The sequence below is a fragment of the Streptomyces sp. NBC_01477 genome, assembly GCF_036227245.1.
GTDB lineage: Bacteria > Actinomycetota > Actinomycetes > Streptomycetales > Streptomycetaceae > Actinacidiphila.
In genome coordinates this window covers 3,026,846-3,042,815 of record NZ_CP109445.1, presented here as the reverse complement: position 1 = coordinate 3,042,815, position 15,970 = coordinate 3,026,846, and the positions used below count along the sequence as shown (strand labels likewise).

General features: G+C 72.9%; 13 protein-coding genes and 2 tRNA genes. 9 read left to right on the top strand and 6 right to left on the bottom strand.

What is annotated here, in order from left to right; all coding sequences use genetic code 11:
* Positions 1-22: 22 nt before the first annotated feature.
* Positions 23-553 (bottom strand): NUDIX hydrolase, encoded by a 531-nt coding sequence (locus OHA86_RS12245; protein WP_329174953.1) that lies wholly within the window; start codon positions 551-553, stop codon positions 23-25.
* Positions 550-2,088 carry a zinc-dependent metalloprotease gene (locus OHA86_RS12240; RefSeq protein WP_329174951.1) on the bottom strand — a complete coding sequence of 513 codons (1,539 nt, stop codon included), beginning with the start codon at positions 2,086-2,088 and terminating at the stop codon, positions 550-552. Before OHA86_RS12240 ends, OHA86_RS12245 begins: the two co-directional genes overlap by 4 nt.
* A gap of 155 nt (positions 2,089-2,243) precedes the next feature.
* On the opposite strand from OHA86_RS12240, the gene OHA86_RS12235 reads away from it, so the two are divergent.
* The 4 genes from OHA86_RS12235 to OHA86_RS12220 all read left to right on the top strand — a co-directional run bounded on the left by OHA86_RS12235 (position 2,244) and on the right by OHA86_RS12220 (position 5,460).
* Positions 2,244-3,347, top strand: a complete 1,104-nt coding sequence (locus OHA86_RS12235) for an SDR family oxidoreductase (RefSeq protein ID WP_329174949.1) — start codon at positions 2,244-2,246, stop codon at positions 3,345-3,347.
* A gap of 93 nt (positions 3,348-3,440) precedes the next feature.
* Positions 3,441-3,884, top strand: coding sequence for a molybdenum cofactor biosynthesis protein MoaE (locus OHA86_RS12230; protein ID WP_329174947.1), 444 nt, complete (start codon positions 3,441-3,443; stop codon positions 3,882-3,884).
* 164 nt (positions 3,885-4,048) lie between these two features.
* Positions 4,049-4,267: a hypothetical protein gene (locus OHA86_RS12225; RefSeq protein ID WP_329174944.1), complete on the top strand. Its 219-nt coding sequence runs from the start codon at positions 4,049-4,051 to the stop codon at positions 4,265-4,267.
* 107 nt (positions 4,268-4,374) lie between these two features.
* Positions 4,375-5,460: a YlbL family protein gene (locus OHA86_RS12220; RefSeq protein WP_329174942.1), complete on the top strand. Its 1,086-nt coding sequence runs from the start codon at positions 4,375-4,377 to the stop codon at positions 5,458-5,460.
* Between the two features lie 111 nt (positions 5,461-5,571).
* Here OHA86_RS12220 and OHA86_RS12215 read toward each other — a convergent pair whose 3' ends face one another.
* Positions 5,572-6,129 (bottom strand): PPA1309 family protein, encoded by a 558-nt coding sequence (locus OHA86_RS12215; protein ID WP_329174940.1) that lies wholly within the window; start codon positions 6,127-6,129, stop codon positions 5,572-5,574.
* A 133-nt stretch (positions 6,130-6,262) separates the two neighbouring features.
* On the opposite strand from OHA86_RS12215, the gene OHA86_RS12210 reads away from it, so the two are divergent.
* From OHA86_RS12210 to OHA86_RS12190, 5 genes are all read left to right on the top strand, one after another.
* Complete coding sequence (locus tag OHA86_RS12210; RefSeq protein WP_329182375.1) at positions 6,263-9,295, top strand: UPF0182 family membrane protein; 3,033 nt, start codon at positions 6,263-6,265, stop codon at positions 9,293-9,295.
* Between the two features lie 42 nt (positions 9,296-9,337).
* Positions 9,338-9,411 (top strand) — tRNA-Met (locus OHA86_RS12205).
* Between the two features lie 169 nt (positions 9,412-9,580).
* The gene (locus tag OHA86_RS12200; protein WP_329174939.1) at positions 9,581-11,506 is read left to right on the top strand and encodes a tetratricopeptide repeat protein; all 1,926 of its coding nucleotides are present in this window, start codon (positions 9,581-9,583) and stop codon (positions 11,504-11,506) included.
* Between the two features lie 688 nt (positions 11,507-12,194).
* Positions 12,195-12,268 (top strand) — tRNA-Met (locus tag OHA86_RS12195).
* 115 nt (positions 12,269-12,383) lie between these two features.
* Positions 12,384-13,757 (top strand): hypothetical protein, encoded by a 1,374-nt coding sequence (locus OHA86_RS12190; protein WP_329174937.1) that lies wholly within the window; start codon positions 12,384-12,386, stop codon positions 13,755-13,757.
* Between the two features lie 67 nt (positions 13,758-13,824).
* Here the strand turns inward: OHA86_RS12190 and OHA86_RS12185 are convergent, their stop codons facing one another.
* The 3 genes from OHA86_RS12185 to hisN all read right to left on the bottom strand — a co-directional run bounded on the left by OHA86_RS12185 (position 13,825) and on the right by hisN (position 15,885).
* Entirely contained in the window at positions 13,825-14,235 is a 411-nt protein-coding gene (locus OHA86_RS12185) for a Fur family transcriptional regulator (protein ID WP_329174935.1), read from the bottom strand.
* A gap of 267 nt (positions 14,236-14,502) precedes the next feature.
* The gene (locus OHA86_RS12180; protein WP_329174933.1) at positions 14,503-14,895 is read right to left on the bottom strand and encodes a CBS domain-containing protein; all 393 of its coding nucleotides are present in this window, start codon (positions 14,893-14,895) and stop codon (positions 14,503-14,505) included.
* 189 nt (positions 14,896-15,084) lie between these two features.
* Positions 15,085-15,885: a histidinol-phosphatase gene (hisN, locus tag OHA86_RS12175; RefSeq protein ID WP_329174931.1), complete on the bottom strand. Its 801-nt coding sequence runs from the start codon at positions 15,883-15,885 to the stop codon at positions 15,085-15,087.
* Positions 15,886-15,970 lie beyond the last annotated feature (85 nt).

The following is a 15,970-nucleotide window of genomic DNA, read 5'->3' as shown; positions in this document are numbered from 1 at the left end:
CCGGCTGCCGGCCGGGACCCGCTCAGAGCAGCGCCCGGGTCCTGGCCAGCAGTGAATTCACCGAGTCGTCCGCCACATCGGCGACCTCGTCGTAACCGAACCAGCGCAGGTCCAGCGACTCGTCACTGATCGCCTCGACCGCGCCCGGGGGCGCGACCGCCGCATACTGCACATCCAGATGCCAGGCGCAGGGCGTCAGGTGCCGGTCGAGCTGCACCGGACGCGGTACGAGCAGCCGCAGCCCCTCGATGCCGGACTCCTCGGCGCCCTCGCGCAGCGCGGTCCGCGCCAAGGTGGTGTCCTCGGCCTCGCAGTGGCCGCCCATCTGCAGCCACATCCGCAGCTTGGCGTGCAGCGTCAGCAGGACGCGCTCGCGCGGCGGGTCGACGACCAGGGCGCCGGCCGTGATGTGCCCGGTGGCGCACGGCTTCCACAGCCCGTCCGGGTGCGCGGCCAGATACGCCAGATAGTCCTCGCGCAACGCGTCCTGACCGGGGTCCGGCGCGTCCCAGCCGTCGAGCACGGCGACCGCGTCCTTGTGCAGTGCGCTCACTTGCCGCGCTCGCCGCCGTCCTGGCCGGCGTCCCCGTCGCCGCCCTTGCGGGGCTGCTCGCCGGAGCCGGAGCCGGAGCCGGAGCCGGAGTCAGCGTCGGAGGCGGGATCGGCGCCGGAGGCGGAATCGGTGCCCGCGTCCTTGGCCGTGCCCGAGGCGCTCTTGTCCGCGGCCTCGCCGAGCATCCTGTCCAGCTCGGAGAAGTCGAACTCGGGGGAGTCGCGGTGGACGAAGCCGTCCGGGTCGTCGAGGTCGGCGGCGGTCGGCAGCATGTCGGGGTGCGCCCACAGGCCGTCGCGCCCGTCCACGCCGCGCGCGTCGGTCAGCGACGCCCACAGCCGGGCCGCGTCCCGCAGCCGCCTGGGCCGCAGCTCAAGGCCGATCAGGGTGGCGAAGGTCTGCTCGGCGGGGCCGCCCGTCGCCCTGCGGCGGCGCAGCGTCTCGCGCAGCGCGCCCGCGGACGGCAGATGCGGGGCCGCGGCGGCGTGCACGACCGCGTCCACCCAGCCCTCGACCAGGGCGAGCGCCGTCTCCAGACGGGCCAGCGCCACCTTCTGCTCCGGGGTGTCCTCGGGCTGGAGCATGCCCTGCTGCAGCGCCTCCTGGAGCTGCTCGGGCTGCGTCGGGTCGAGCTGGCCCACCGCCTCTTCGAGCCGGGCGGTGTCCACCTTGATGCCGCGCGCGTAGCCCTCGACCGCGCCGAACAGATGCGCGCGCAGCCACGGCACGTGGGCGAAGAGCCGCTGGTGGGCGGCCTCGCGCAGGGCGAGGTAGAGCCGCACCTCCTCCTGCGGCACGCCGAGTCCGGCGCCGAAGGCCGCGACATTGGCCGGCAGCAGCGCGGCCTTGCCCGCGGGGCCGAGCGGCAGGCCGACGTCGGTGGAGCCGACCACCTCGCCGGCCAGGGTGCCCAGCGCCTGCCCGATCTGGGAGCCGAACATCGCGCCGCCCATCGAGCGCATCATGCCGAGCAGCGGCCCGGTCATGGCCTGCATCTCCTCGGGCAGCACATCGCCCATGGCGCCGGCCACCCGCTCGGCGAGCGGGTCGACCAGTTCCTTCCACACCGGCAGGGTCGCCTCGACCCACTCCGCGCGGCTCCACGCCACCGCGGTGCCGGAGCCGGAGGGCAGCGAGGTGACGCCGTCCAGCCACAGGTCGGCGAGCCGTACCGCCTCCTCGATCCAGGCGCGGTCGGCCCGGCCCACGGTGGCGTCCTTGACGCCGTCCGGGGTGCCCTGGGCGACGGTCTGCCGGGCGATGTCCTTGGCCATGTCCCAATTCACCGGCCCGCCCTCGTAGGAGAGCATCTGGCCGAGCTGCTGGAAGGCCGCGCCGAGGTCGGTGGGATTGAGCGAGCCGAACATCGCCGCGAACGGGTTGTCGCCGCCGCCGGGGCCGAACGGACTGCCGCCGCCGAAGCCGAAGGGATTCCCCGGCTGACCGCTCCCGCTGCCGCCCTTGCGCTGCTTGCCTTCGTCGCCGTCTTCCGGCTCCTCGGGAGGGACGCCGAATCCGAATGGAGTGTCGCTCACGGGATTCCTCGGATCTGTGTCGTGGTGGGCTGTCGTGGTCGGCCGGGTGTGATGGGCTGTACCTCCAAGCCTAGACACCTGTCCGGCAGGATGGCTGCGTACGTCGTAGCAGGTACAGCCGAGTACGCAACTGAGACAACCGTGGGAGACACCCGGTGAGTTCCCCAGAAGCACACGTTCGCCCAGAGCGGAGCGCCGCCAGGAGCGCCGCGGGACCGGTGGTCGCGATCACCGGTGCCGCCTCCGGCGTCGGCCTGGCGCTGGCCTCCCGCCTGGTCGAGTCCGACCAGGTCAAGAAGGTCGTGGCGATCGACGAGCGGCGCGGGGACGTGCCCGGGGCGACATGGCGGGTGCTCGACGTCCGCGACCCCGTGATCGCCGAGAAACTGCGTGGCGCGGACGTCGTGGTGCACCTGGCGGTGGACCTCGATCTGGAGTCCGACGCCAAGGCGCGGTCCGCGTTCAACGTGCGCGGCACCCAGACCGTGCTGACGGCCGCCGCGGCGGCCGGGGTGCACCGGGCGGTGCTGTGCACCTCGGCAATGGTCTACGGCGCCCAGGCGGACAACGATGTGCCGCTGGCCGAGGACGCTCCGCTGCGCGCCACCTCGGAGGCCAGCTTCGTGGACGACCTGCTGGAGATCGAACGGCTCGGCCGCAGGGCGCCGCGTGCGCACCCGGGGCTCAATGTGACGATACTGCGGCCCGCCGTGCTGGTCGGCGGCACCGACACCGCGCTGACCAGGTATTTCGAGTCGCCGCGGCTGCTGGTGGTCGCGGGCAGCCGGCCCTGCTGGCAGTTCTGCCATGTCGATGACCTGGTGTCGGCGCTGGAATATGCCGTGCTGGAGAAGGTCGACGGCGAGATGGCGGTCGGCTGCGACGGGTGGCTCGAACAGGAGGAGGTCGAGGAGCTGAGCGGTATCCGCCGCATGGAGCTGCCGCCGGCCATAGCCTTCGGCGCCGCGTCCCGGCTGCACCGGCTGGGCCTGACCCCGTCGCCCGCCGGCGACCTCGCCTACACGATGCACCCGTGGGTGGTCAGCGGCAGCCGGCTGCACGAGGCGGGCTGGCGCCCCCAGTGGACCAACGAGGAGGTGCTGGCCGAGCTGCTGGAGGAAGTGGCGGGCCGCAATTCCCTCGCGGGGCGGCGGCTGGGCCGCAAGGACGCCACCACGCTGGGCGCGGCGGGCGCCACGGTCGCCCTGGTCGGCACCGCGGCCCTGGTCCGCAGGGCGCGCAAGCGGCGTGGCATCTGACGGCCCGCGCACGTAAGCCGTAGGACATCCGACGGCCGGGCGTGAATGGAAGCGCCTTTCCGTATCGCGGGCAGATGGGGCAGCATGGTGCGTATGGCATCCACCGACCGCTCCGCTCCGATCCGCCTGCTGGCCGTCCGCGACACCCCGCTGTCGCTGGACGAGGTCTTCGCGGCGGTCGGCGACGACGCGGCGGGCGGCAGCACGCTCTTCGTCGGGACGGTACGCGACCACGACGGGACGTCCGGCGCCGCGGTGACCGGCCTGTCCTACTCGGCGCACCCCTCGGCCGAGGAGGAGCTGCGCCGGGTCGCGGAGAAGGTCGCGGCGGACTTCCCGGTGCGCGCGCTGGCTGCCGTGCACCGGGTGGGCGACCTGCGGGTCGGCGACCTCGCGGTGATCGTGGCGGTGTCCTGCCCGCACCGCGGTGAGGCCTTCGCGGCGAGCCGCCGGCTGATCGACGACCTCAAGAGCGAGGTGCCGATCTGGAAGCACCAGACCTTCGACGACGGCACCGAGGAGTGGGTGGGCTGCTGAGCCCGCTCCCGCCGCGGTGCCGCTCGCGGGGCAGCCGGCCGCCGGGTCGGCTGCCAGGAGGAATCGGGTTGCGTAACCCCGCGCCCCGGCGGAGCGTTGGTCTCTTGAGTCGTTAATCTGCTCATAGGTCCGTTTTTGCTGGTGTGTGGGGTCGGGAGTTCGCTGTGGCAGCACTCGCTTGGTTGCTCATCCCCCTTGTCGGTGTCCTCGTCGCCGTGGTCTGGGCGCGCTGGGCGGCGCGCCCCCGCACCACCGAGGACGGGGCGTCCCTGGCGGGATACGAGCGGTTCCGCGCGGCCATGCAGCCCGGTGACCTGCCCCCGCTGCGGCTCGGAAAGGGCGAGGCGGGCGACGCCGACGCGACCGACGCGGAGCCTGTGTGACACCTGTGCCGCCGCTGTGCGGGCCTGCCGTGTGCGCAGGTCGGCGGCGTACTCGTCCGGACTCACCCGGGGAGCCGAATCGGCGGCCCGTCACGTAATGTCGTCCCATGCCCAGCCGTACCGCGACGCTGCTCGCATCGACACTGACGCTGATAGCGCTGCTGAGCGTCGCGCTGCTCGTGCCGTCCCCGTATTCGGAGATGTCGCCGGGACCCACGGTGAACACGCTCGGCACCTACGGCGGCGACACGGTGATCCAGATCGCGGGCCGGAAGACGTATCCGGCGGACGGGCACCTGAACATGACGACGGTCCGGGTCACCGGCGCCGACTACCACATGAACCTGATCGAGTCGGTCTTCGGCTGGCTGCGGCACGACGACAAGGTCGTCGAGCACGACACGCTCTACCCCAAGGGCCAGACCGCCCAGCAGGCCGACCAGCAGAATGCCGAGGAATTCACCCAGTCCCAGGACAGCGCCAAGGTCGCCGCGCTCAAAGAGCTGAAGATCCCCGTCCCCGGACGGGTGATCGTGGGCGCGGTGATCAGCGGCGGCGCGTCGCAGGGGCTGCTGCACGCCGGTGACGTGATCAAGGCGGTGGACGGCACCGCGGTCACCCAGCCCGACGACGTCGCCAAGCTGGTCACCAAGCACAAGCCGGGCCAGAAGGTGGTCTTCACGGTCGTCGGCGCCGCCGAGGCCAAGGGCAAGTCGGCCGACGGACTGCCGAGCCGGCAGGTGACCATCACCACCAGGAAGTCCGACGACACCGGGGCGAGCCGCGCGGTGGTCGGCATCCAGGCCGGTGTCGAGCACCTCTTCCCGTTCAGCATCGACATCAAGCTCGCCGACGTCGGCGGCCCCAGTGCCGGCATGATGTTCGCGCTCGGCATCGTGGACAAGCTCACACCGGGCGACATGACCGGCGGCACATTTGTGGCGGGCACCGGCACCATAGACGACACCGGGAATGTCGGGCCGATCGGCGGCATCAGCCTCAAGACGATCGGCGCCCGCGACAAGGGCGCGCAGTATTTCCTCACCCCGGCCGACAACTGCGGCGAGGCCGCCAAGGACGTCCCGCACGGCCTCACCCTGGTCAAGGTGAAGACCCTGGACGACGCCATGGCGGCGCTGAAGGACATCAAGTCCGGCGACACGGCCGCGCTGCCCAGCTGCACCAAGAGCTGAGCCGCCCCCGGGGCGCGCAATGTGCCGCGGCCCGTAGCGGACGCGGCACATTGCGAAGCCGTGGCACTTGGCACGGCGCATCGCGCGCAGGAAGCGCGGTCAGCGCCGGAACTACGCCTCGAAGGTCGCGGTCAGCGCCTCCGCGAGCCCCGGCACCAGGCTCGCACCGGTCAGCACCTCCGACGCGGTGTCCTTCGCCCGCAGCCGCACCGCCGACTCCCTGGCGCCGCCCCGCAGCACCGCGACCGTCATCCGCACCTCCTGGCGCTCCGGGTGCGCGGCCACCCAGGACGCCAGCGCGGCGTCGTCCAGGTCGTCGGGGATCGCCGCCTCCGCCGACGGCGGCAGCATCAGCCGCTCCACGGTCAGCGCGCAGCCCGCGATCACCTCGGGCCAGGCGATGGTGGCCAGGAATTCGTCGAGCGCGGTGCCCGACGGCAGCTCCTCCTGCTCGATCGGGGTGAGCGCGCCCGCCGCGCTCTGATCGGCGAGCCCGAGCTGATCGGCGAGACCGGGCTCCTGGGTGCGCAGCTGAGCGGTGTCGACAAGGGCGAACAGCCGTGCGGGCTGGTCCCAGCCGAGACCGGCCGCGTATTCGTCGATCTCCAGTACGGCGCGGGTCAGCGGGCTCGCCGCGAGCGGTGTTCCATCGGTCGCAATGTTGGACATGGCGGCTATCCTCCCCCCTTCCCGGCCGGAATCGGGAACCGGCCAAAGCGTCGCGAAGTTGCATCTGTGGGAGTCCGACCGGGACGCCGCAGAAAACGCCGACATTTCGAGGTGCGCACCCTTGGTTTTCCAGATGCCGGACCGCGGCGAAGGTGCGGCAGAACCCAGCAGAAGAGCCGGCCGCCCGTCCCGCAGGGTGATCGCCCTGCTCATCGTCCTCGGCGTGCTCGCCGTGCTGATGATCGGGTTCGTGATGTTCGCCGGCGTCTGGACGGACTGGCTCTGGTACCGCTCGGTGCGCTACTCCTCGGTCTTCTCCACCATGGCGTGGACGAAGGCCGGGCTCTTCGCCGTCTTCGGGCTGCTGATGGCCGGAAGCGTCGGTTCCACCATCTACCTGGCGCACCGGCTGCGTCCGCCGCTCAGCGCGATGTCCAGCGAGCAGCAGAATCTGGACCGCTACCGGATGGGCCTGGCGCCGTACAAGACGTGGGTGCTGCTCGGGATCAGCGCGGTCGTCGGGCTGATCGCCGGCGGCGCGGCCGCGACCCAGTGGCGGCTGTGGCTGCTGATGAGCAATGCCACGCCCTTCCACACCAAGGACCCGCAGTTCCACAAGGACGTCTCCTTCTACACCTTCGACCTGCCCTTCTACCGGTTCCTGCTGAACTTCGGCTTCGCGGCGGTGATCATCTCGCTGGTCGCCGCGGCCGTCGTGCACTACCTCTACGGCGGGCTGAGGATCACCTCACCGGGGGCCAGGGCGACCTCGGCGGCCACCGGGCACCTGTCGGTGCTGCTCGGCCTGTTCGTGTCGCTCAAGGCCGTCGCCTACTGGCTGGACCGCTACTCCCTCGCGGTGCGGTCCAGCGGCTTCAGGACCACCGACAACTGGACCGGGCTGCGCTATGTCGACGCCAACGCCTATCTGCCCGCCAAGACGATCCTGTTCTTCATCGCGGTGATCTGCGCGCTGCTGTTCTTCGCCACCTTGTGGCGGCGTACGTGGTCGCTGCCGACCATCGGCTTCGGCCTGATGGTGCTCTCGGCGATCCTGATCGGCGGCCTGTACCCGGCGATCGTGCAGAAATTCCAGGTGCTGCCGAACGAGGCGGCCAAGGAGGCGCCCTACGTCCAGAAGAACATCGACGCGACCAGGGCCGCGTACGGCCTGACGAAGACCAAGGTGACGGCCTACCCGGGCAAGCCCGGCGCCACATCCGCGGCCAGTGCCGCGGGCAGCCCCGCGGCCACCGCCGGCGCCACGACCCTGCGGGCCGACGCGGACTCCGCGGCCAGCCTGCGGGTACTGGACCCGAATGTGGTCTCGCCCACCTTCCAGCAGCTCCAGCAGAGCAGCGACTACTACCAGTTCCCCTCGACCCTGGACGTCGACCGGTACCCGGGCGACGGCAAGGAGCAGGACACCGTCGTGGGCCTGCGGGAGCTGAACGTCAACGGCATACCCAAGAGCAACTGGATCAACGACCACTTCAAGTACACCCACGGCTACGGCGTCGTCGCGGCCAAGGGCACCGAGGTGACCGGCGGCGGCAGCCCCGACTTCATCGAGCAGGGCCTGCCCGCAGACGGCGGCCTCGGCGGCAAGGACGGCTACGAGCAGCGGATCTACTTCGGCGAGCAGACCAAGCAGTATTCGATCGTCGGCGGCCCGACGCCCGAGCTGGACTACGCGGACAAGGGCCACGAGACGACGACCAGCTACGCAGGGAAGGACGGCGTGGGCCTGGGCAATCCGCTGACCCGCGCCGCCTACGCGGTCAGCTTCGGCGAGCCGAAGATCCTCTACTCGGGGGCGATCGGCAAGGACTCCAAGATCCTCTACAACCGCACCCCCAAGGAGCGGGTGGAGGCGGTGGCGCCCTGGCTGACCATCGACGGCGACCCCTATCCGGCGCTGGTCGGCAAGCACGTGGTGTGGGTGGTGGACGCCTACACCACGAGCAACAGCTATCCGTACGCCTCGCGTACCACCCTGGGCGACACCACGGCGGACTCGCTGACCGACAGCCAGCGCTCGGTGATCGCCCAGCAGAACCAGGTCAACTACATCCGCAACTCGGTCAAGGCCACCGTGGACGCCTACGACGGCACGGTGACGCTCTACCAGTGGGACACCCAGGACCCGGTGCTCAAGACCTGGATGAAGGCCTTCCCCGACACGGTGAAGCCCAAGGCGGACATCCCGGCCGACCTGCTGGCGCACCTGCGCTATCCGCAGGACCTGTTCAAGGTGCAGCGGGAGATGCTCACGACGTATCACGTCACCAAGGCGGCGGATTTCTCCAGCGGCAGCCAGGTGTGGGCGGTGCCCGACGACCCGGCGGTCAAGAGCGGCAAGGCGGTGCCGCCGTATTACATGAGCCTGCGGATGCCCGGCCAGAGTGCCAAGTCCTTCTCGCTGACCACCACCTTCACACCGAGCGGCCGGGACAATCTCAGCGCCTTCATGGCGGTCGACGCCGACGCGGCCGGCGACGACTACGGCACCATCAGAGTGCTGCAACTGCCGACCAGCCCCACGGTCGACGGGCCCAAACTGGTGCAGGCGAAGATCAATTCCAACAGCCAGTCGGCGCCCAAGATCAACGACCTGAAGCGGTCGGGCTCGGACTCCACGGTCGAGTACGGCAATCTGCTGACCGTGCCACTGGACGGCGGGCTGCTCTATGTGGAGCCGGTCTACGTACGCACCACGGGCATCGACTATCCGCTGCTGAGCAGCGTGGCGGTGCTCTACGGCGGTGACATCACCTACGAGCCGACGCTGTCGCAGGCCCTCGACGACCTGCTCGGCCCGGCCGCCGGCGGTACGTCGGGCACCAAGTCGCCCGCTGCCAGTACGCCCGCCGGGATCCCGAAGGCGCCACCAGGCGGCGGCACGTCCTCGGCCACGGGCGACCCGGCGCTCCAGCAGGCGCTGTCCGACGCGCAGAAGGCGTACGACGACGGCCAGGCGGCCATGAAGAAGAACGACTGGGACGCCTACGGCGACGCGCAGCAGCGGCTCGGCGACGCGCTCAAGCGGGCCGAGGCCGCGGGCAAGGCGGGCACGGCTGCGGACGGGAGCGGTACGCCGAAGAGCGGCAGCGGTACGCAGGGGAGCACGCCGGGGGGTTCGCAGACCCCCGCGAAGAAGGGCTGAACGGGTGACATCCCGCGTCGTGGTACGGTTAGGGCACAACGACGCGGGGTGGAGCAGCTCGGTAGCTCGCTGGGCTCATAACCCAGAGGTCGCAGGTTCAAATCCTGTCCCCGCTACGGCACGAAGTAGGCCCGAAGTCAAGCGACTTCGGGCCTCTTCGCTTGTACGGGTGAACCTGGGTCAACCGCGTTTGACGTGCCCTCTTGTCGGGAAGTCGACAAAACGCTGTAGAGACCAACTGGGTTGCGGTATACCAGGTGTACGCCGGTAGCGGGTGGTGCAACGATGGGGCTTATGGGGGATGGTGCGGGGCTGCTGAACGTTCGTCAGAACCATGGTCGTCATGGTCCGGCGGGCGACGCGGCGCTGTCCGCCGTGCCCGCGCCGGGACCGGTCGCCGGCGAGGTGGCCGCGCTGCTGCCGACGCCCCGGGCGGGCGACGCCCTTGCCGCGCCGGCGGCTCCCGGCGCCGTCCCCGCGCTGCTCGCCGAACTGCCCGACGAGGACAGTCTCGCGCTGCGCGAGGAGGCCGAGATCGAGGCCCGGCACCGGCGGGCCGCCGAGCACGGCGACCCGTTCGCGATGAGCGCGCTCGGCACCCTGCTGCTGCGCCGCGGCGACCTCGACGGCGCCGAGCCGTATCTGCGCGAGGCCGTCCAGCACGGGGACCGCGCCGCCGCCAACAACCTGGGCCTGCTGCTGCACCAGCGCGGTTACGCCGACGACGCGGCCGGCTGGTGGCGTATCGCCGCGGTCGCCGGGTCGGCCGCCGCCGCGCACGCGCTGGGCCGGCACTACCGCGAGCGCGGTGACGAGCCCGGCGCCGAATACTGGCTGCGCCAGGCCGCCGAGTCCGGCCATGTGCTGGGCGCCTACGCGCTGGCCGACCTGCTCGACCACCGGCGGGACGGCGGCGCCGAGCGGTGGTATCACGCCGCCGCCGAGCACGGCCACCGCGAGGCCGCGTACCGGCTCGCCCGGATCTGCGCGCGGCGCGGCGAGAACCACGAGGCCGAGCAGTGGTTCCGGCAGGCCGCCGCGCGCCGCCACCGGCGGGCCGCGCTGCGGCTGGGCACCCTGCTGGAGGAGCGCGGCGAGACCAAGGAGGCCGGGCACTGGTATCTGACCGCCGCCCGCGACGGCGAGGCGCGGGCCGCCTGCGCGCTGGCCTTCCTGCTGCGTGACGCCGGCGACCTCGACCAGGCCGCCACCTGGTGGCGGCGGGCCGCGCAGGCCGGCGACGGCAACGCGGCCAACGCGCTGGGCGCGCTGCACGCCCAGGAGGGCGAGACGCAGACCGCCGAGCGGTGGTATCGCGCCGCCCTCGACGCGGGGGACGTGAACGGGGCGTACAACCTCGGCCTGCTCTGCGCGGGCCAGGGCCGTACGCCGCAGGCCGAGCAGTGGTACCGCAAGGCCGCGTACGCCGGGCACCGCGAGGCCGCCAACGCGCTCGCCGTACTGCTGCTGCAGCACGGCGACGCGGACGGGGCCGAGCCGTGGTTCTCCAAGGCCGCGGAGTCCGGCAGCATCGACGCCGCCTTCAACCTCGGCATCCTGCACGCCGGGCGCGACAACGCCGGTGCCGCCCGCGCCTGGTACGAGCGTGCCGCCGCGGCCGGGCACGCCGGTGCCGCGCTCCAGGTGGCCATCGCGCTCCAGCGCGACGGCGACCACCACGAGGCCGAGCGGCACCTGCGGTGCGCCGCGGGCGGCGGCAGCCCGGAGGCCGCCTTCCGGCTCGGCGCGCTGCTCGACCGCCGCGAGCGCGAGCGGGAGGGCGGCGGTTCCGAGGTCGACACCGAGCCGCTCGGCGGCGAGGCGGAGGAGTGGTACGAGCGGGCCGCCCGGCAGGGGCACCGGCGGGCGCAGGTACGGCTCGGCATGACCGCGGCGCAGCGCGGTGACGTCGAGCAGGCCGCGCGCTGGTACCGCCTCGCCGCGGAGGCGGGGTCGCGCAACGGCGCGTTCAATCTCGGGCTGCTGCTGGCCCGGGAGGGCAGCGAGCCGGAGGCGGCGCTGTGGTGGACCCGCGCCGCCGAGGCGGGGCACGGGCGTGCGGCTCTGCGTATGGCGCTGCTTTCCGCCCGGCACGGCCGCCTCACCGACGCGCGCAGCTGGTGCGCCCGAGCGGTGGCCTGCGGCCCGGCGGAAGTGGCCGAGCGTGCGGCGCGCCTGACCGCGGCCGTCAACCAAGAGCTTTCCGCCTAGCTCTTGGTTGTCCCTCCCGCCCTACGGGCCGGCCCCCCCGAGCACGGTCTCGCGGTTCCCCCGCGCCAGGGGGGTGCGTATCCCCCGGGGGCGGGGGCTGTGGGGTTCCCTTTCGGCACGGGGGTGCCCACCCCGCTGGCGCGGGGCCGGGGTGCCGCTGCGGCTGAGGGTGCCCCTCCGCCGGCACGCGCCTGAGGGTGCCCCTGCGTCGGCGGGCGCGCTTGCCCCGGGGGCGGGGGTGCTGCGGTTCCCTTTCGGCAGGGGGCGCATCCCCCGGGCGCGGGGGTTGTGGCGGTGCCTCTTCGGCACGGGGGGTGCCCATCAGGGGCGCGGGGAACTGCGCGCTCAGCCGTCCACCGGCCGGTGGTCCGGATCGGACCGAAGAGATCCTTTGGGTCGGTGACGACCCGCGCGTGGGTGGTGGGTTGGTCGCGCGGTTCCTCGCGCCCCTTGGGGTGGTGCGGTGCGTTCGTACGTGGCGGTGGGTGGGGGCTGGGCGCGCGGTTCCCCGCGCCCTTGGGGGACGGCCCGCCGTGCGGACGGCGCGCCACCGTCGTGGTGGGTTCTCGCACCCCGGACGGGCACGCGCGGCGTCGCGGGGAGAGGGGCGCGGACCTCGGTCCCCCATGCACCCGCCCAAGGGATTTGCACTGATCAAACGCACTGGGCTAAGGTAAAGACACAACGACGCGGGGTGGAGCAGCTCGGTAGCTCGCTGGGCTCATAACCCAGAGGTCGCAGGTTCAAATCCTGTCCCCGCTACGGAATGGGAAGGCCCGGAGGCAATCGCCTCCGGGCCTTCTTCTTGTTCGGGCAAAGTCCGGCCGGATCGGGTGGGAGCCGGTGCGGGGGCGGGGGATGCTGGGAGGAGGACGAGGTGACGGCGCATCAGGAGGCGGGATTGTTGCGCAGGCGGCGGGGACGCTGCCCGCAGGACGGGGCGGCAGCCGAGGTCAGCGGGCGCTGGGCCGAGTGGTGCGCGGCCGCGGCCCGCGACGGGCGGCCCGCGGACGTCGACGCGCTGCTGGGCCGCCTGCTGGCGCTGTCCGCCGAGGGCGCCCCGTACGAGCGCGCGGCGGCGCTGGACGCGCTGACCGCGGCCCCGCCGAGGCTGCTGCTGCTCCTGGACCGCGCGGCCCGTACCGGCCCGGCGCCGCGAGCCGTGGGGGCCGACGTACTGGCGCTGCTGCTGCGGTCGTTCGCGCCCGACGGGCACGTACGGGAGTCCGCCGTCGAGGGCCTGGCCTGCTGCGGGGGACCCGCGGCGGTGGCCGGGCTCGCGCTGCGCACCGCCGACTGGGTGGAGCCGGTCAGGGCCAGGGCCACCGCGGCGCTGCTGGCCCGCAGCGCCCCCGAGGAGGTCGCCGCGGCCGTACGCGTGCTGCTGCGGCTGGCCGGCCGCAGCCGTACCGGCGCGCTGCTGGGGGACTACCGCGGACTGCTGTGCCGCCCGCCGCACCGCAGGGCGCTGCGGGTCCTGGTGGTGGACGCCGACCGCGCCGCCCGCCGCTTCGGCGTGGCCCTGGCGCTGGAGCTGGGCGAGTACGCGCGCGGCGACCTGCTGCGTACCGCGCTGCGGGACCGCGACCAGGTGTGCCGCGCCCTGTGCGCGCAGCGGCTGCTCGACCTCGACCCGGACCAGGCGGGCCGGCTGCTGCTGGCCAGGGACGCGGCCGTACGCGAACTGGCGGTCGCGGCGCTGCCCGCCGACGTACCGGCGACGCGGCTGGTGGCGCCGCTGGCCGACCGGGCGCGGATGGTACGGGCGCAGGCCCGCTGGCAGCTGTACGGCCGCGGTGAGCCGCCGTCGGGGGTCTACCGCAGGCAGTTGGGCCGGGCGGGCCGGACGACGCCGGTGCGGCTGCTGGCCGGGCTCGCGGCGGGCCTGGGGGAGTGCGGGGACGCGGCCGATGTGCCGGCCCTCATGCGGCTGCTGGACCAGCGGCGCCTGTCACCCCCGATGGTGCGCAGGGCGGCGGTCAGGGCGGTGGGGCGGCTGGCCCCGCGCGAGGAACTGGTCGGGCTGCTCGGCCCGCTGGCGATGGACCCCGACCCGGGCGCGGCCCGTGAGGTCTTCGAGGCGCTGGCGGCCAGGGCGCCGGGCGAGGTGCCGGCGGAGATCCGCTGGATCGGCGGTGTACGCCCCGAGGCGGCGGTCCGCCGGGCCGCTGCCCGTATCGGCGGCGGGCAACCGTCGCCCACCGTGCGAGGGGCGTCGCGTTACGAGCAGTCGGGGCACAGCCCCCGATAGGCGGCGACGGTGCGGCCGGACTGCTCGGCGGCGGGCAACCGTCGCCCGCCGTGCGAGGGGCGTCGCGTTACGAGCAGTCGGGGCACAGCCCCCGATAGGTGACCTCGGCGGTGGCGACGGTGAAGCCGAACCGTTCGGCGGCGGGCAGCGCGGCGAGCGGGTCGCCGTGCGGGTGCACATCGCGCACGGTGCCGCAGCGGGAGCAGACCAGGTGCTGGTGCGGCCGGTGCGCGTTGGGGTCGTAGCGCTTGGCGCGCCCGTCCGTGGCGACCTCGATGATCTCGCCGATGGTCACCATCTCGCCCAGCGTGTTGTAGACGGTGGCGCGGGAGATCTCCGGCAGCCGCTCTATGGCGCGGGCGTGCACCTCGTCGGCGGTGAGGTGCACATGGTCGCCGTCGAGGACCTCGGCGACGACCCGCCGCTGCGCGGTCAGCCGCCAGCCGCGTTCGCGGAGTCGTTCCAGCAGGTCACTCATGGGCACCAGCCTAACAGCGGGGGTCCGGAGTGCGAATCGGTCCGTGTCTGGGATTCTTCTCGGTTTGGACTCTGTCTACCGTAGGATCGATTCCGGTGACAGCGGGAAGCGGCGCCCGCTGTGGCCGCAAGAGACTTCGGCAGGCGCCGGGTGGCGGCGGTCCAGGCCCTCCGCCGCCCGGCCCGGCGCTTGACCGAGAGGCCGAAGGGGCCGGACGCCAAGGGGCTCCGGCCCCTTCGTCGCGCCCGGGGCCGGGGCGCTGGGCGGCTACGCCGGGACCGCGGCTTTCACCGGCGCCCAGCAGCGGATGATGTCGCGCACCGAGACCACGCCGACCGGCTCGTGGCCGTCCAGCACGATCAGATGGCGGAAGCCGCCGCGCAGCATCGCGGTGGCCGCCTCCTCCAGCGTCCACCGGGGTCCGGCGAAGACGACGTCGGTGGTGGTGTGGGCGTGCGCCGGCTCGTGGTCGGGGCTCAGGCCCGCGCCCACGGCGTTGAGCACGTCACGTTCCGTCAGAATGCCGAGTCCGCAGGTGTCGGTGTCGAGGACGATCGCCGCGCCGACCCGGCGGGCGGACATCAACTCGGCGGCCTGGCGGAGAGTGTGGGCGGGGCCGATGGTGAGAACCATCGTCGTCATCGCGTCGCTGACCAGCATGGTCGGGCACCTCCTGGGGTGGGCCCGTCCGTGAATGCATTCACACATTCACAAGCGGGGGTGCCTTCATAGTCACACGCACCCCAGTGGTGGGCAAGGGTCCGCGCGCAATGAGTAGCTCTCGGTCACGAATCGCCGCGACACCGCGCAGCCGCGTTCACGAACCGCCCGGAAAGCCCCGGCAGTTGCTCATGAACCGCCGAGATACCCCAGCAGCTCCTCGTGCAGCAGCCCGTTGGACGCCGCCGCGTTGCCGCCGAAGGGACCGGGCACCCCGTCCAGCGAGGTGAACCGGCCGCCCGCCTCCCGGACGATCACGTCGTTCGCCGCCATGTCCCACAGGCTCAGCTCGGGCTCGGCGCAGATGTCCACCGACCCCTCGGCCACCATCATGTACGGCCAGAAGTCCCCGTAGCCGCGGGTCCGCCAGCAGTTGCGGGACAGGTGCAGGAAGCCGTCGAGGCGGCCCTGCTCCTCCCAGCCGCTCAGCGACGAGTACGCGAAGGACGCGTCCTCGAGCCGGCTCACCCGGGAGGCGTGCAGCCGGGTCGCCGACGACAGGCTGCGCCCGGTGTACGCGCCGGTGCCCTTCGCCGCCCACCAGCGGCGGCCGAGGGCCGGCGCCGAGACCACCCCGACGACCCCCTCGTCCGCACCGTGCTCGCCCTGTACCACCAGCGCGATGAGCGTCGCCCACACCGGCACCCCGCGGACGTAGTTCTTGGTGCCGTCGATCGGATCGACGATCCAGCGTCTGGGGCCCGAGCCGCGGCTGCCGTACTCCTCGCCGAGCACCGCGTCGCGCGGCCTGGCGCGGCCCAACTGGCCGCGGATGAGCTCCTCGGCCTCCTTGTCCGCCTCGCTGACCGGTGTGAGGTCGGGCTTGGTCTCGACCTTGAGGTCGAGTGCCTTGAAGCGCGCCATGGTCGCGGCGTCGGCGGCGTCGGCCAGCACATGGGCCAGCCGCAGGTCGTCGTTGAAGTCGGGCATGCGCCGAACAGTAGCGCGGCGGTGCGCGGCCCGCCGGTCCGCGCCCCGCCCGCGCGTTCCGCGGCTCCGGCGGGGGAGCCGCGGG

Excerpts from the sequence above, each read along its gene's own strand:
- OHA86_RS12230 (WP_329174947.1), top strand. The coding sequence starts at position 3,441 with ATGGCATCCACCGACCGCTCCGCTCCGATCCGCCTGCTGGCCGTCCGC.
- OHA86_RS12220 (WP_329174942.1), top strand. The coding sequence starts at position 4,375 with ATGCCCAGCCGTACCGCGACGCTGCTCGCATCGACACTGACGCTGATA.
- OHA86_RS12215 (WP_329174940.1), bottom strand. The coding sequence starts at position 6,129 with ATGTCCAACATTGCGACCGATGGAACACCGCTCGCGGCGAGCCCGCTG.
- OHA86_RS12210 (WP_329182375.1), top strand. The coding sequence starts at position 6,263 with ATGCCGGACCGCGGCGAAGGTGCGGCAGAACCCAGCAGAAGAGCCGGC.
- OHA86_RS12200 (WP_329174939.1), top strand. The coding sequence starts at position 9,581 with ATGGGGCTTATGGGGGATGGTGCGGGGCTGCTGAACGTTCGTCAGAAC.
- OHA86_RS12185 (WP_329174935.1), bottom strand. The coding sequence starts at position 14,235 with ATGAGTGACCTGCTGGAACGACTCCGCGAACGCGGCTGGCGGCTGACC.
- OHA86_RS12180 (WP_329174933.1), bottom strand. The coding sequence starts at position 14,895 with ATGCTGGTCAGCGACGCGATGACGACGATGGTTCTCACCATCGGCCCC.
- hisN (WP_329174931.1), bottom strand. The coding sequence starts at position 15,885 with ATGCCCGACTTCAACGACGACCTGCGGCTGGCCCATGTGCTGGCCGAC.